Source organism: Streptomyces sp. NPDC092369, from assembly GCF_044755245.1.
In the GTDB taxonomy this organism is placed as follows: Bacteria; Actinomycetota; Actinomycetes; order Streptomycetales; family Streptomycetaceae; genus Streptomyces.
In genome coordinates this window covers 552,053-566,588 of the sequence record NZ_JBIVQP010000001.1, presented here as the reverse complement: position 1 = coordinate 566,588, position 14,536 = coordinate 552,053, and the positions used below count along the sequence as shown (strand labels likewise).

At 71.1% G+C, this 14,536-nt stretch carries 13 protein-coding genes; 5 read left to right on the top strand and 8 right to left on the bottom strand.

Annotated elements, in window-relative coordinates:
* Positions 1-12 precede the first annotated feature (12 nt).
* Positions 13-507: a methylated-DNA--[protein]-cysteine S-methyltransferase gene (locus ACIQI8_RS02460; protein ID WP_402343830.1), complete on the bottom strand. Its 495-nt coding sequence runs from the start codon at positions 505-507 to the stop codon at positions 13-15.
* A gap of 146 nt (positions 508-653) precedes the next feature.
* Here ACIQI8_RS02460 and ACIQI8_RS02455 point away from each other — a divergent pair, with 146 nt between their 5' ends.
* From ACIQI8_RS02455 to ACIQI8_RS02445, 3 genes are all read left to right on the top strand, one after another.
* Positions 654-899, top strand: a complete 246-nt coding sequence (locus ACIQI8_RS02455; RefSeq protein ID WP_402343827.1) for a hypothetical protein — start codon at positions 654-656, stop codon at positions 897-899.
* Between the two features lie 3 nt (positions 900-902).
* On the top strand, positions 903-1,280 hold the full coding sequence (locus ACIQI8_RS02450; protein ID WP_402343825.1) for a toxin Doc: 378 nt from the start codon (positions 903-905) through the stop codon (positions 1,278-1,280).
* Between the two features lie 545 nt (positions 1,281-1,825).
* Entirely contained in the window at positions 1,826-3,439 is a 1,614-nt protein-coding gene (locus ACIQI8_RS02445) for an RICIN domain-containing protein (RefSeq protein WP_402343822.1), read from the top strand.
* A 16-nt stretch (positions 3,440-3,455) separates the two neighbouring features.
* On the opposite strand, the gene ACIQI8_RS02440 is transcribed toward ACIQI8_RS02445, so the two are convergent.
* From ACIQI8_RS02440 to ACIQI8_RS02425, 4 genes are all read right to left on the bottom strand, one after another.
* Positions 3,456-4,625 carry a lactate 2-monooxygenase gene (locus ACIQI8_RS02440; protein ID WP_402343819.1) on the bottom strand — a complete coding sequence of 390 codons (1,170 nt, stop codon included), beginning with the start codon at positions 4,623-4,625 and terminating at the stop codon, positions 3,456-3,458.
* Positions 4,626-4,729: 104 nt separating this feature from the next.
* Positions 4,730-5,425: an alpha/beta fold hydrolase gene (locus tag ACIQI8_RS02435; protein WP_402343816.1), complete on the bottom strand. Its 696-nt coding sequence runs from the start codon at positions 5,423-5,425 to the stop codon at positions 4,730-4,732.
* A complete protein-coding gene (locus ACIQI8_RS02430; protein ID WP_402343813.1) occupies positions 5,422-7,020 on the bottom strand; it encodes a purine-cytosine permease family protein in 1,599 nt (532 codons plus the stop codon). The genes ACIQI8_RS02435 and ACIQI8_RS02430 overlap by 4 nt, the downstream gene beginning before the upstream one ends.
* A 415-nt stretch (positions 7,021-7,435) precedes the next feature.
* On the bottom strand, positions 7,436-7,999 hold the full coding sequence (locus ACIQI8_RS02425; RefSeq protein ID WP_402343810.1) for a hypothetical protein: 564 nt from the start codon (positions 7,997-7,999) through the stop codon (positions 7,436-7,438).
* A gap of 324 nt (positions 8,000-8,323) precedes the next feature.
* On the opposite strand from ACIQI8_RS02425, the gene ACIQI8_RS02420 reads away from it, so the two are divergent.
* Positions 8,324-8,761: a protease inhibitor gene (locus ACIQI8_RS02420; protein WP_402343807.1), complete on the top strand. Its 438-nt coding sequence runs from the start codon at positions 8,324-8,326 to the stop codon at positions 8,759-8,761.
* Between the two features lie 139 nt (positions 8,762-8,900).
* On the opposite strand, the gene ACIQI8_RS02415 is transcribed toward ACIQI8_RS02420, so the two are convergent.
* Complete coding sequence (locus ACIQI8_RS02415) at positions 8,901-9,323, bottom strand: anti-sigma factor antagonist (RefSeq protein WP_402343804.1); 423 nt, start codon at positions 9,321-9,323, stop codon at positions 8,901-8,903.
* 204 nt (positions 9,324-9,527) lie between these two features.
* Positions 9,528-11,036: an MFS transporter gene (locus ACIQI8_RS02410; RefSeq protein WP_402343801.1), complete on the bottom strand. Its 1,509-nt coding sequence runs from the start codon at positions 11,034-11,036 to the stop codon at positions 9,528-9,530.
* Between the two features lie 154 nt (positions 11,037-11,190).
* Between ACIQI8_RS02410 and ACIQI8_RS02405 the strand changes: the two genes are divergently transcribed.
* Positions 11,191-11,718 carry an SRPBCC family protein gene (locus ACIQI8_RS02405; RefSeq protein ID WP_402343798.1) on the top strand — a complete coding sequence of 176 codons (528 nt, stop codon included), beginning with the start codon at positions 11,191-11,193 and terminating at the stop codon, positions 11,716-11,718.
* Between the two features lie 4 nt (positions 11,719-11,722).
* On the opposite strand, the gene ACIQI8_RS02400 is transcribed toward ACIQI8_RS02405, so the two are convergent.
* Complete coding sequence (locus ACIQI8_RS02400) at positions 11,723-14,536, bottom strand: NHLP bacteriocin export ABC transporter permease/ATPase subunit (protein ID WP_402343795.1); 2,814 nt, start codon at positions 14,534-14,536, stop codon at positions 11,723-11,725.

The window sequence follows — 14,536 nt, the reverse complement described above, 5'->3', positions numbered from 1 at the left end:
CGTCTCCTCCCGTCACAGCAGGGTCGGCTGCAGCGCGCCCTCGTGCGTGAGCAGCCGCACCTTGCGCTCGACCCCGCCCGCGTAACCGCGCATCGTGCCGTCCGCGCCGATCACGCGGTGGCAGGGGCGGACGAGCAGCAGCGGGTTGGCGCCCACCGCCGCACCCACGGCCCGGATCTCGGCGCGCGGCACACCGAGCCGCTCGGCGAGCCGCCCGTACGTCGTCGTGTCGCCGTACGGGATGTCGTCCAGGGCCTGCCACACCCGCTGCTGGAACTCCGTTCCCGTGGGGGCGAGTTCGAGCGCGAAGCGGGTGCGGCGGCCGGCGAAGTAGTCGGCGAGCTGCCGGGCGGCCTCGCCGAACGCGGTGTCGTCCCCGCGCCACTCCGCGCGGACGGCGGGCGCGTTCCGCTGCCCCGGCATGGACAGCGAGGTGAGCCGCGAGCCGTCGCCCACGAGCAGCAGTTCCCCGAGCGGGCTGTCGATGGTCCTGTACGTCGTTTCCATGGCTCAAGTCTGCTGCGCCGAGCGGCCCGTTACCGGCGGGATTCGGACGTGGTCCTCACACCGGGACAGCTCTTGACGGTACCTTGCCGCAGGCTCTGTGAGCTGGTCATATTTACGATCGAGTACCCCGGCGGTACCGTATGCGCATGCCAGCTCTGAATGTGGAGTTCAGCGATCGTGAACTAGAGGATCTGAGGCAGATCGCCAAGGAACGCGGTACGTCGATGAAGGCGCTCGTGCGCGAGGCGGCCGCGGCCGACATCGCCAGGCACCGCGCACTGCAGGAGGGCGCGGAGGCGTTCCGGCGGTTCTTCGCCACGCACGCCGACGAGTTCGCCGCCGCCTTCCCCGACGACGAACCACCCTCGGCCGGCGAGGGGCGGGTCGCCTGAGCGATGGCATCCGTCATCCACATCGACGTGCCCTGGCTGCTCCAGCGGCACGAAGAGGTTCTGCCCGAGCAGCCCACGATCAACGACTTCTCCGCCCTGGTCGCCGCCGTCGCCCGCCACCGGGTCGATCCGCCCCGCCTCGGCACGGACTCCGACCCCGCCTGGCGGGCCGCCGCACTGCTGCACACGCTGGCCCTGCTCAAGCCCTTGCCGTCGGCCAACGCCCGCTTCGCGTGCGCGACGGCCGTGGCCTACATGTTCGTCAGCGACGTCGGTATCGACCCGCCCTACGGCGCGCTCGTCGATCTGGCCCGCGATCTGATCTCCGGCAAGACCGACGTCTACGGCGCGGCCGACCGGCTGCGCTCCTGGCAGATCTGAGCCCGGGTCCGAGCCGCGGAGACCGGGACGCGGAGAGCGGGCCGCGAAGATCCGAGGCGTGGCTCCGAGGTGTTCGGTCCCGGGGCCGCCGACCGAGGGCGGGAGGAACAAGGTCGGCGGCCCGGACGGGCGCGGGAGAGCCGCCGTTCCGCGCCGGGCCTCCGAGAAGGGCCGGGTCCCATCTGACTACGCGGGCGCACCGCGCGGGGAGCGCGCGTGGCGCTCCGGCGCGTGCATGTGTTTCACACGGGGCGCATGGAATGCGGAATGGTGGCGAACACGAACCGAGTTGCCGCCGTATCAGACTTCCGATCAATGAGGCCGATGTTGCCCAAGTGCCTTGTTGGTGATGAGTGTGTTGTGCGAGGGTGAACCACCTGTGCGGGGGGTATTGGCCGGGCTTCGTTCGACCTATGGGGATCCGGGTCGGACGGACGTAGCTGAATTTCACGCTCCTCGTGCTCGCCGTCCAGAAGGTATGCACCACAGGGGGCCTTTCGGCGGTCACCGCTCACGTGCCCCATGTGTGGGAAGGAATCCGCTCCGTGTCCACCCCCCACCCCCCTCAGCCCCCTTACCCGCCGCCCGGCGGGGTTCCCGGAGAATCCGACGAGAACCTCGCCGCCATGCTCGGCGGCCGTCCCGACGGTGAGGTCACCCATTCCGTCGCGCTGCTCATGGCGCGGCACTGGCCGGCGGCCCACGACTACGGGTCGATCTGCCTCGCGTCCTCGGGTGATGTCGTCTCCATGGTGACCTCGGCCGCCTTCCACCAGGTGCTCGACCGGCTGGCGCTGGGCGAGCCCGGCGTCGCGCTGCGTCCCCGGATTCTGCTGGCCGTGCGGGACACGGCCCGGGTGTGGTCCGCCGAGGACCGAATATCCGCGGTTCTGCCGCAGTTGCAGAAACCCGCCGGCGGGCGCGGTATGCGTGACGCCAAGTCACTGACGCCCGATAACCGCAAGCTGGCGGAGCGTTCATTTCACGCTCTTCCCGGACTCGCCCGCTGTTTGCTGTGGCACACCGAGGTCGAGGCGGAGCCGATTTCCGTTCCCGCCGGACTGCTCGGCATGGATACCGACAGCGCGTCGGCGGCACTCGAACAGGCGCGGGAAAAACTCCGCGAGGGTTGTGTACATGCCCATCGGGAACTCGCCCCGTCCAAGGAATGCAGCTACTACAGTCGCCTCCTGGATGTTTCGCTGCGCCGGGGCGGCACACTGCTGCCGGATGTCCAGCAGCATCTGTCGGTGTGCCGCTACTGCCGTTTCGCAGCCGAACAACTGGGCCAATTCGAGGGCGGGTTGGGGGTGCTCCTGGCCGAGGCGGTACTGGGCTGGGGTGCCCGCCGCTACGTGGAGTCGCGCCCCGGGCGTACGCCGGGGGAGTCCCGCGGCGCGCGCAGCGTCGGCCGGCACGGTGGCGGACGCCACCGGGTCCTGCCCCGCATCTCCCTGCCGCTGCGCCGCCCGCCGGGATCACCGCGGTCCTCGCGCACCCTCATGACCGGCGTGGGGGTCGTCTCGGCCGGGGTGATCGTGGCGCTGGTCGCCGCCGGAATGTGGTCCCATGACAGCGGCGTCGACCCGGCCGCCTCCACCAGCGCGAGCGACGGCACGTCACCGAGCGCCGGGACCCAGTCGTCCCCGGGTACCGCCAAACTCCCCACGGCCGGCGGCCGGTCCAGGCTGCGCAACGTGGCGGCCGACCTCTGCCTCGACATCAAGGGCACGGTACGGGCCGGCGCCGGGGCCGAACTGGCGGCCTGTTCCGACGTCCGGACCCAGCAGTGGTCGTACGACGAGGACGGGCTCGTGCGCAGCGCGGCCGAACCCGATCTGTGCCTGGACTCGCACGTGGACGCCGGAGTGGTCGTCCTCGGCACCTGCGCCGACGAGAAGGCCAAGCGCGGTGATGACGTCCGCTACGACTTCACCGTGCAGGGGGAGGTGGTGCCCCGCTGGGACGACCAGCTCGCCCTTGCCGCCACCACCGACGACCCGGGCGCCGACATCGTCCTCAAGGTGCGGGACCGCTCCGCGGGGCAGCGCTGGGTGAGCGACGCGCCGACCACGGCGAGCCCCAGCTCGCTCGCGGTCACGAGGACCGAGGAACCGCCCGCGCAGCAGCCGGCGGAGCTGAACCGCCGGAGGGCGTAGGGGGGAGTGGGGTGGCTCAGGCGGGTCCCTCGACCAGGTCGGCGGCGCCGATCGTGCCGGGCGTGGCATGCCCGGTGAGGGCGAGGGTGAGGTCCAACTCGGCGAGCAGGCAGCGGATCACGTGCTCGACGCCCGCCTGTCCGTCGAGGCCGAGCCCGTAGACGTAGGGCCGCCCCACGAGCACCGCCCGTGCCCCGAGCGCGAGGGCCTTGAAGACGTCGTCGCCGGTGCGGACGCCGCTGTCGAAGAGGACGGTCAGCCGGTCGCCGACCGCCTCGACCACCCGGGGCAGGGCGTCGGCCGCCGCCACGGACCCGGCCACCTGCCGGCCCCCGTGGTTGGAGACGATCACGCCGTCCATTCCGGCATCGGCGGCGTGCCGGGCGTCGTCGGGGTGCAGGATGCCCTTGAGGACGATCGGGCCCTCCCAGTTCTCGCGCAGGAACGCCAAGTCGGGCCAGGTCTTTCCGGGGTCGGAGAACATGCCGACGAAGTGCATCACCGCCGCGTTCGGGTCCTCGGCGACCGGCTTGGCGAGGCCTGCCTGGAACGCCGGGTCGGAGAAGTAGTTGGCGGTGCCCACGCCGTGCAGGAACGGCAGGTAGGCCTGGTCGAGATCGCGCGGGCGCCAGGCCAGCAGCGGGGTGTCCAGCGTGACGACCAGCGCGGTGAACCCGGCCGCCTTCGCCCGGCTCAGGAAACTCCGGGCCACCTCCGGGTCCCTCGGCCAGTACAGCTGGAACCAGCGCTCGGCGTCCCCCATCGCCTCGGCGACCTGCTCCATGGGCGTGCTGGACGCGGAGGACAGGATGAACGGCACGCCCTGCGCGGCGGCGGCCCGGGCGGCCGCCGACTCGGCGTCGGGGTGCATGATCGACAGCACGCCGACCGGCGCCAGGGCCAGTGGCGCGGGCAGGGCGCGGCCGAGCACCTCGACCGACAGGTCCCGCTCGTGCACGTCCCGCAGCATGCGCGGCAGGATCCGGCGCCGCTCCAGCGCGGCCCGGTTCGCCCGCGCGGTGCTGCCGTCACCGGCGCTGCCCGCCACATAGCCGACCGGGCCGGGGCCGAGCCGCTGCTCGGTGATCTCCTCCAGGCGGGTGAGGTCGGTGGGCAGCCGCGGCACGGCCCCCGACATCCCGTTGAGATAGATCTCGTACTGGAAGTCCGCCCAGTGCTTGCCCATGGGTCCATCCCGCCTCTCGTCGCTGAGAACGCGCTGCACCCGAACGATACTGGCGGGTAGGCGCAGGTCCGAGACCCGGGGCGGGCGTCAGCGGTTGGCGGGCGTCAGCGCGCGGCGCCCGACTCGTGCAGGATCCGGGCCAGTTCGGCCGGCCGGGAGAACATCGGCCAGTGACCGGTGTCCACGTTCACCAGTTCCCACCGCTCACCGCGCAGCAACTCGGCCACGGACGGCGGCGGTTCCTCACCGTCCAGAAGGCACTTCACGTACGTGGAGGGCAGGTCACCGGGAGAGCCGGTCAGCACGGCCGGCTCGGTGAGCGTGGCGCCGGGGTGCGGGGTGCCGTCGGCGAGGATCCGGGCGATCTGCTCGTCCGTGAGGCCCTGCCCGGCGTAGTCGTCGGCGTCGAGCGGTGGCCAGAAGCCGTCGTGCTCGTCGATCGACTTGCGGACGTGGTCGCTGGGCCAGTCGTCCAGGAAGGACTCCCCGTCGGTGGGGATGTTCGCGTCCACGTACACGACTCTGCGCAGCCGGTCCGCGATCCGTTCGGCGGCCTGGCCGACGGGCACACCCGCGTAGCTGTGTCCGACCAGGACCACCTCGCGCAGGTCGAGCCGCTCGACCGCGTCCACGATGTCCTGGACGTGTGTCTGCTGCCCCGCCGGAATCCCCTGCTTCTCGGCCAGTCCCGTCAGGGTCAGGGGATGGACCTCGTCACCGGCCGCGCGCAGCTCGTCCGCGACCTCGTCCCATGCCCACGCACCCAGCCAGGCGCCCGCCACCAACACGAATCGAGTCATGCCCGCAACGTAGCGGAGGGGTCTGACAACGCCCCCTCGTCGGCTTGCGCGCCGGGACCGGTGATCGGCGGCACCGGCACCTCGACGGTCCGCGCCAGCCGCGCGCCCTCGGGCCCGTAGACCGCCCGGGGTTCGGGGAAGAGGCGCAGCAGCGACAGGAACAGCACCGCGGCCACCACCAGGGACAGCGGCAGGCTGATGTCGACGCCGTCGGCCAGATCGCCGAGCGGTCCCACGAACTGGCCCGGGATGTTGGTGAAGAGCACGCCGATGACGGCGGAGACCCACCAGGCGGTCATGCCCCGCCAGTTCCAGCCGTGCGCGAACCAGTAACGGCCGCCGCGCTGACGGCGGTTGAAGACCTGGAGCGCGTCCGGGTCGTACCAGCCGCGCCGGGTGAAGAAGCCCAGCATCATCACGACCATCCACGGCGTGGTGCAGGTGATGATCATCGTGGCGAAGGTCGAGATCGACTGGACCAGGTTGAAGCCGAACCGGCCGATGAAGATGAACGCGATCGACAACACGCCCACCAGCACGGTCGCCTGCACGCGCGAGAGGCGCGGGAACACCGACGAGAAGTCCAGGCCGGTCCCGTACAGCGCGGTCGTCCCTGTCGACATGCCGCCGATCAGGGCGAGCAGACACACCGGCAGGAAGTACCAGGTCGGCGAGATCGCGAGCAGTCCGCCCACGAAGTCGGGGGCCGCCGGGTCGACGTACTTCGGGGCCTTGGCCGCGATGATGCTCGCGGTCGTCAGGCCGAAGAGGAACGGCACCAGCGTCGCGATCTGCGACAGGAACGCGGCGCCGACCACCCGGCGGCGCGGGGTGCTCGCCGGGATGTAACGCGACCAGTCACCGAGGAACGCCCCGAACGACACCGGGTTCGACAGCACGATCAGGGCCGCGCCGATGAACGACGGCCAGAACAACGACTGGGTCGCCGCGTCCGCCGAGTCCGTGAAGACACCGGCGTACGACGGGTCGAAGTCGCCGGCGAACGCGAACGCGCCGACCAGGAACAGCACCGTCGCCGAGGTGACCGCGACCTTGTTGACGAACAGCATGAACCGGAAGCCGTACACGCACACCGCGAGGACCAGTACGGCGAACAGCGCGTACGCGACGACGTAGGAGAGGTCGCTGCGGGCCAGGCCGAACAGCCGGTGCGCGCCGCCCACCAGGGCGTCGCCCGAGCTCCACACCGAGATGGAGAAGAAGGCGATCGCTGTCAGGAGGGACAGGAAGGAGCCCACCACGCGCCCGTGCACGCCGAGGTGGGCGGAGGAGGAGACGGCGTTGTTGGTGCCGTTGACCGGGCCGAACACGGCCATCGGGCACAGGATCAGCGCGCCCGCGACGACCCCGAGGAGGGTGGCCGCGAGGCCCTGCCAGAAGGAGAGCCCGAACAGGATCGGGAAGGCGCCCAGCACACAGGTGGAGAAGGTGTTGGCACCGCCGAACGCGAGCCGGAAGAGGTCGAGCGGGGTCGCGGTGCGGTCCGCGTCGGGGATGCGCTCGACGCCGTGCGTCTCCACCTCGGTGAGGGAAGGGGGCGGCGAGGAGGGGGAGTTCGCGGGCGGGGACGACAAGGTGGGCTCCGGCGTGGCTAGGGCCTGTCGGGCGGATCAGGCCGGCTGTGAGGCGCGGTGCCTCATGGCCGAGTCGAGCGGGGTCTGGTGCGTGCAGCTGCAAGGCGGAGGAGGGAGTCGACGCGATGGGGGTCCCCCCGCGCGAGCGCAGCCGAGCGTGGGGGAGTCGGCGAGTGACGACAACGCGGCTGGGGGTCCCCCCACGCCTTTAAGGCAGTGGGGGAGGGCGTGCCAGGGCCCGCGACGCCGACATGATCCGCCCGACAGGCCCTAAGGGCGTGGAGCGCGGGGGTCGGCGCGGTGGGCGGGGCGGACGGCCGTGGCGACGAGCTGGGGGTGGGCGGGTCGACGGGTGGCGTCCGGCGGGCGTCTGCCGACGTTAAGGCCGGGGGCGCCACCCGTACCAGTGGACGTTTCATCCATCTTCGGGGTCCTTGGTGGACGAATCGTTCACCTCCTCGACGTCCGGGCCCTGGGCCCGGACCCGCTGGACGTGTTCGAGGGAGTCCCGCAGTTCGGCGAGCCAGTCGTCGGTGTGGCGCTCGACCAGGCGTACGCACCAGGCGAGGGCCTCGCTGCGGCTGCGGGCGACCCCGCCCGCGATCAGGGTGTCGAGGACCTGGCGCTCGGGCTGGCGCAGCCGGGTCATGACGGGCGCGGCGATGTGCGTGAACAGCGCGCGCTCGCCGCCGCACTCCACGCCCCAGGAGACCTTCCGGCGGAACCGGTGCTCGGCCTCGCGGGCCACCTCGATCCGCGTCTCGCGCGTGCGCTCGCGGAATTCCTGGACGCGGCCCTGTATCGCCGCCTCCCGCTCGGCCGCCGAGGCGCCCTCGGCGAGCGCGGGTTCGGGGACGCGGCCGATGACGGTGATCTCCTCGCGGTCGACCGTGAGCTCGACCGGTCCTTCGAAGAGGTCGTCGGGGATGCGGCCGGCGAACCAACCGCGCACCTTCTCGTGCTGCTCTGTCGTAATCATGTAATGACGATTACTCCACCCCTTCATGAACACAAGGGGTCGCGGCGGAGTCAGCCGACAGCTCAATCGGAATGTTTCAGGCCTATTAACGAGGCCAGGTAAATCGGCCAGTTGACTGTTTCCGGCGATCAAGAACCGTGCGGTTGTGGGGTTCATGAGTTCGAACACCGTAACTTCGCGCCACTGATTCAACACGCAAGGTTACTGAAACGCATGGGGTCGAGGTGTGTTTCCGCGGCGGACTCGGCAGACTCGCGCTCGCCGGTCCGGCACCAACCCGATGAGGTCCGGCTCACCCTCGAAACCAGCGGAAGGATGCACACGATGCGGAACACCGCGCGCTGGGCAACGACCATCGCTCTCACGGCCACCGCCGTCTGCGGCCCCCTCACCGGAGCCGCGCTCGCCGCCCCGGCCACCACCGCCCCCGCCTCGCTCTACGCCCCCTCGGCCCTGGTGCTGACCATCGCCCACGGCGACAGCTCCGCCACCGCCGCCCCGCAGCGCGCGGTCACCCTGACCTGCGCCCCGACGGCGTCGGGCACGCACCCGGCCGCTGCCCTGGCCTGCTCCGAACTGCGCGGAGTCGGTGGGGACCTCGACGCGCTGGCGGCGAGAGACGACGTGCTGTGCACCAGGGAGTACGACCCCGTCGTCGTCACCGTCGACGGCGTCTGGCAGGGCAGGCGCGTCTCCTATGAGCGCACCTTCGCCAACGACTGCGTGAAGACCTCCTACGGGAGCAGCGTCTTCAGCTTCTGAGACCGGGGTCGCGTGGTCTCCGCGTTCACGTGACGCGGCTCGCGGGATGGGGAGTGCGAGCTCCGGACGCGGGGACCCCGGCGATCTCGCGCCAGGGGTCGGCGGGCGGTGTGGGGCTGCCCGCCGGCCCCTGGTTTTTTCACGTCCGCTCCTCGGGCCCTTCCGGCAGGCCGGGGAGCGGTGGAAAGCGGCGCAGCAGTCCGGCCCCGGCCAGCAGCCGGTGCAGGCGCGCGGCGTCGGAGACGATCCGCAGCCGGCCCTCGCGCTCCCTGGCCCGGGCCTCGGCCCGGCACAGGACGCGCAGCCCGGAACAGTCGAAGAACTCCACGGCGCGCAGATCGACCAGCACGTCCGGCCGGGCTCCCGAGGTCGCCGCGTCCAGATGTTCGCCGAGGGCCTCGGCGGTCGCCAGGTCGATCTCGCCGAGCGCCTCGACCACGGTGAAGGAACCGTCCGTTCGGGTCCGGGCGTGCGTGTTCGCCGCGGGCGGCCCGGAACCGAGGAGGTCCGCGGCCGTGCCCTCGGAGGGTTCGGGGACGCGGTCGTAGGCATCCGGCGTCATGTCCGCTCCACCTGGCAGGCGCATTCGATCTCGGTAGTTACCCCGGCAGCGCGCCGACCATCCCTGGGCGGCGGTCCGCAAGACCCGGTTCACTCGACCCGGTGAATTGCGGGGTAATCGCTTGACGGTTGACCGCGAAGAGGGGCCACTCGTCTCCCTGCGGACGGGTGGCCCCTCGTTCTCGTGCGGCTCAGATGCGGGTGATCACATGTGGACGACCGGGGCGGCGTTCTCGTCCTGCTGCGGCACCCCGCGGCGGAAGAGCAGGAAGGTGATCACGGCACCCACCGCGAACATGCCCGCCGACCACCAGAACGCGGTGGTGTAGCTCTCGATCGTCGCTTCGGCCTGGACCAGCTTGCTGGTCGCGTCCTTGCCGACCAGGAAGGAGCTCGCGGCGCTCGCGGCGAGTGTGTTCAGCAGCGCCGTACCGACCGAACCACCCACCTGCTGCATGGCGTTGACCGAGGCGGAGGCGACACCCGCGTCCTCGGCCGCCACGCCGCCGGTGGCCAGCTGCATGGTGGGCGGCATGACCAGGCCGAGGCCGAAGCCGATGATGATCAGCGGCGTCACCACCGCGCCGGCGTAGGTCGACCCGGTGTCGATCCCGGCCAGCCAGGACATGCCGATCGCGGCGATCACGAAGCCCAGCGGGACGATCACCTTCGGGCCGATCCGCGGCACCAGGACCGTGGTGCCGACCTGGGCCGCCACCATCAGCGCCGCGACCATCGGCAGGAACGCCACACCGGTCTTCGTCGGGCTGAAACCGAGGTTGAGCTGGAGGTAGTAGGTGAGGAACAGGAAGACACCGAACATGCCGCCGCCGGAGATCAGCACGGCCAGGAACGAGGCCCCGCGGTCACGGTCGAGCAGGATGCGCAGCGGCAGCAGCGGGTGCGCGGCCCGGGTCTGCCACCAGGCGAAGGCCGCCAGGAACGCACCGCCGGCGATCAGGAAGCCCCAGGTGAGCGGCGAACCCCAGTCGTGCGTCTCGGCGTTGGAGAAGCCGTAGACCACCGAGAACAGACCGCCGGCCACCAGGACCGTGCCCGGAACGTCGAGCTTGGAGCCTCCGGCGTCGCGGTGGTTGCTCAGCAGCATCCAGCCGGCCGCGAAGGCGATGAAGGCGATCCCCACGTTCACGTACAGCGTCCAGCGCCAGTCGAGCGCGTCGGTCAGCAGACCGCCGAGCAGCAGGCCCACCGCGCCACCGGCACCCGCGATGGCGCCGTAGACGCTGAACGCCCTGGCTCGCTCGCGAGCGTCGGTGAAGGTCGTGTTGAGGATCGACAGCGCGGCCGGTGCGAGCAGCGCGCCGAAGGCACCCTGCAGGGCGCGGGCGAAGACCAGCATGCCGAAGCCCTGGGCGGCGCCGCCCAGGGCGGAGGCGACGGCGAAGCCGACGATGCCGATCAGGAACGCGGTCTTGCGGCCGAAGAGGTCGGCGATACGTCCACCCAGCAGCAGCAAGGACGCGAACGCGAGAGCGTAGGCGGTGACGACCCACTGCCGGTTGCCGTCGCTGAAGCCGAGGTCGGCCTGGGCCGACGGCAGGGCGATGTTCACGATGGTGGTGTCGAGGACCACCATGAGCTGTGCGAGGGCGACGACCGCGAGGATCCGCCACCGGTGGTTGTTCGACGCGGCGGTCCCCGCCTGCGTCTCGGCTCCCTTGTGGGAGCCCTCGGTAAGGGTCTTCTCGGACATGGAGAACCACTCCAGGGAAAGTCGTTCGGAGGTGTGGGCAAAGAGCTCGTAAACGAAACGGTTTCGTACACGTCGAGGCTAGACCACTTTCTGCGAAACGGCAACGTTTCGCTTCGGGAGTTGCCCGAGAGGGCAGTCGAGGAAGGAACGCGCCATGGCCACAGAGCTCACCGGCACCTATCTGACGCTGGACGACGGCCGTCCGGCCGTCCGCTTCAGCCGCATTCACGATCACCCCGTCGAACACGTCTGGCAACTCGTGACCGACGCGGGCGACCTTGCCCGGTGGTTCCCCTCCCGCGCGGAGATCGAGCTGCGTCCCGGTGGCACCATCACCTTCAGCGGCGATCCGAACATGCCGGAGTCCGCCGGCCGGGTGCTCGCCGTCGACGCGCCCCGGCACCTGTCCTTCGCGTGGGGCGGCGACGAACTGCGCTTCGATCTGGAGGCGTTGGACGACAGGCGCACCCGCTTCACCCTCACCGACGTCCTGGAAGCCGCCGACACCGCGGCCCGCAACGCCGCCGGCTGGGAGGTCTGCCTGGCCGCCCTCGACGCGGCCGCGCGGGGCGAGCGGTCCGAGGGGCCGCACGCCCGGACGACCGCTTCCTGGAAGGAGTTCTACGCGGGATACGTCGAAGCCGGCGTGCCCTCCGGAGCCCCCGTGCCCGGCCTGGACTGAGCCCTCACGCCAGCTGCCGGCGCACCAGCTCGTGCAGCCGGCCGCCCGTGTCCGCGAGCAACCGGTCGGGCGGGCCCTGCTGGGCGACCTTTCCGTCCTCCATCACGATGACGCGGTCGGCGTCGAGCACGGTCGACAGACGGTGGGCGATGACGACACGGGTGGCGTTGAGTGCCTTGGTGGACTCGATGACCGTCCGTTGGGTCTCGTTGTCGAGAGCGCTGGTCGCCTCGTCGAAGAAGAGGATCCGGGGCCGGCGGATCAACGCCTGGGCGATCATGAGGCGTTGGCGCTGGCCGCCGGAGACCGAGCCGCTGCCCGAGACGATCGTGTGCAGTCCCATCGGCATCCGTTTGATGTCCTCGGCGAGCCCTGCCATCTCGGCCGCCGCCATGGCCTCCTCCGGCGTGTACGGCTCGGTGCCGCAGATGACGTCCATGATCGAGCCGGTGAACGGCTGCGCGTGCTGGAGCACCACACCGCACTGCCGGCGCACCGCCGACTGGTCGAGCGCCGCCAGATCCTGGCCGTCGTAGAGCACATTGCCCGCCACCGGCTTGTCGAAGCCGATCAGCAGCCGCAGCAGCGTCGACTTGCCGCAGCCGCTGGGGCCGACGATCGCCACGAACTCGCCCGGACGGATCGCGAAGGACACGTCGTCCAGCACCAGCGGCGCGTCGTCCGCGTACCGGAAGGAGAGTCCGCGCGTCTCGATCGCGCCCGTCAGCGGACCGGGGCGGGTGCTCCCCGTGCGCACCTCCGGGGTCGCGTCGAGGACCGGCTTGATCTCCTCGAACAGCGGCAGCGCGGACACCACCGAGACGAACGCGCCGGTGAGTTGGGTGACCGAGGTCAGCAGCATGGTCACCGAGGTGTTGAAGGTGAGGAACGCCGCCGCCGACATCGACCCGCGCGCCGGACCGGCGAGGAGCATGAACATCAGCAGGGTGCATACGGGGAGATAGACCGCGCCCATCACCGTCGTGAGGTTCTTGATCCGGCCGACCCGCTGCTGGAGCTCCCGGCTGCGCGCGAACTCCGAGGCCCAGGCCGCGTAGGCGTAGTTCTCGGCGGCGGCCACCCGCAGCTTCGGCAGGCCGCGCAGGGTCTGGAAGGCCTGGTTGTTCAGCTTGTTGTTGAGGACGACCAACCGGCGCTGCCAGCGCACCTGCCACAGGCCGAGACCCAGGAACGCCCCCGCGATGACGACGAGCATGCCGATCGCCGCCAGCGCCATCGACGGGCTGTACCAGAACAGCAGCCCCAGGTTCATCGCGCCGATGGTCAGCGACTGGGCGACGACGGGCCCGATGCCCGCCATCATGCGGCGGATCGCGCTGATGCCCATGGCCGCGCTGGCCAGTTCGCCGGTCGAGCGCTCCGTGAAGAACTTCGTCGGCAGCCGCAACAGCCGGTCCCAGACCGCCGGTTGGAGCGTGGCCTCGATCCGGCCCTCCAGACGCAGGATGGTGAGGTTCTCCAGCAGCATGAAGGCCGCCGCCACCACGCTGGTCATCATCACGGCCAGACAGACCTGCGTGATCAGATGCGTCTGCGCCTTCGGCACGAACTCGCCCAGCACCTTGCCGGTCGCGATCGGCACCAGCGCGCCGATCGCGACGGTCACCAGACCGCCGAGGAGCAGGCTGGTGAGGTCGTTGCCGGTGCCCCGCATGCTGAACCGCAGCAGCTTCAGGGGGCTGAGGCCGTGATCGGGCAGCGGGCGGTAGAACATCACCGCGCGCGGCTCGAACTCCTCCGCGTTCGCCTTCTCGATCGGCGTCTCGCGGCCCGTCGCCGGATGCACGGCCACATAGCCGCCGCGCCGCCACAGCAGCGCGACCGGCGCACCGGACAGGGCCCGGCGGCCCACCAGCGGACCGACGTTGTCCCGCCACCAACGGCCGTCCAGGCGTACGGCCCTGGTCCGCACCCGGGAGGCGATCGCCACCTGCTCCACGGGGTCGAGCCGGTCGCTCTCCGTACCGCCGCGCGCGGGCTCGGACAGCGTGATCCCGGCGGCCTGGGCCACCAACTCGCAGGCCGCGTACGAGGCGTCGGCGTCCGCGGCCGTGGTGCGCTTGGAGGACTTGCCGATGGAGGCGAGCAGGGTCCGGTCGGCCTGGGCGCGAACGGCCTCACCGGCCTTGATACCGGCGGCGGTTCGGGTCTCGTGGGTGCGCTCAAGCTGCTCGATCCAGCGGTCCAGGGTGGTCAGCAGCCGGTACTGCTGATCGACCATGCTCTGCCAGACCCCCGGGTCCATCAGCAGATCCGCGGCGGCTTCGGCGCCGTAGAGCGAGCCGTACTGCACGCTGCCCGGCGGTACTTGCATCCAGAAGACGTCGTCGTCGGTCAGGGCGGCGGCTCGCTCGGTGGCCATCGGCGCCTGGAAGAGGACGGACAGGCTGCGGCCGACGCCGAGGGCCAGGGCGTACTCCAGCGGGCTCGTCGTCGGCGGGACGTACTGCGCGTTGCCGTACTCGTCGTAGGACCAGGTCTGGGTGTCGGCCGTCTGGTAGAGCTCGCGCAGGCCGATGCGGTGGACCACGCAGTCGCGCAACGGGCGGGCGACCAGGGTGTGTTGGGGTCCGGCCACCGGTCCCAGGAGGAGCGAGCCCGCCTCCAGGCGGCCGAGGTGGTGCCAGTGGCCCTGCTGCACGGCGTCCACCGCGAACAGGTCCAGGCTGCCCGCCGCGATCAGCCACAGCACCTGCGGGCCCTCCAGGTCGAGCCGGGTCAGGCCCGCGCTGTCGACCAGGGTGCCCATGGAGCCGAGCGCGCCGAGAACGAGGTCGCCTTCGTGTGCCGTCGTCAT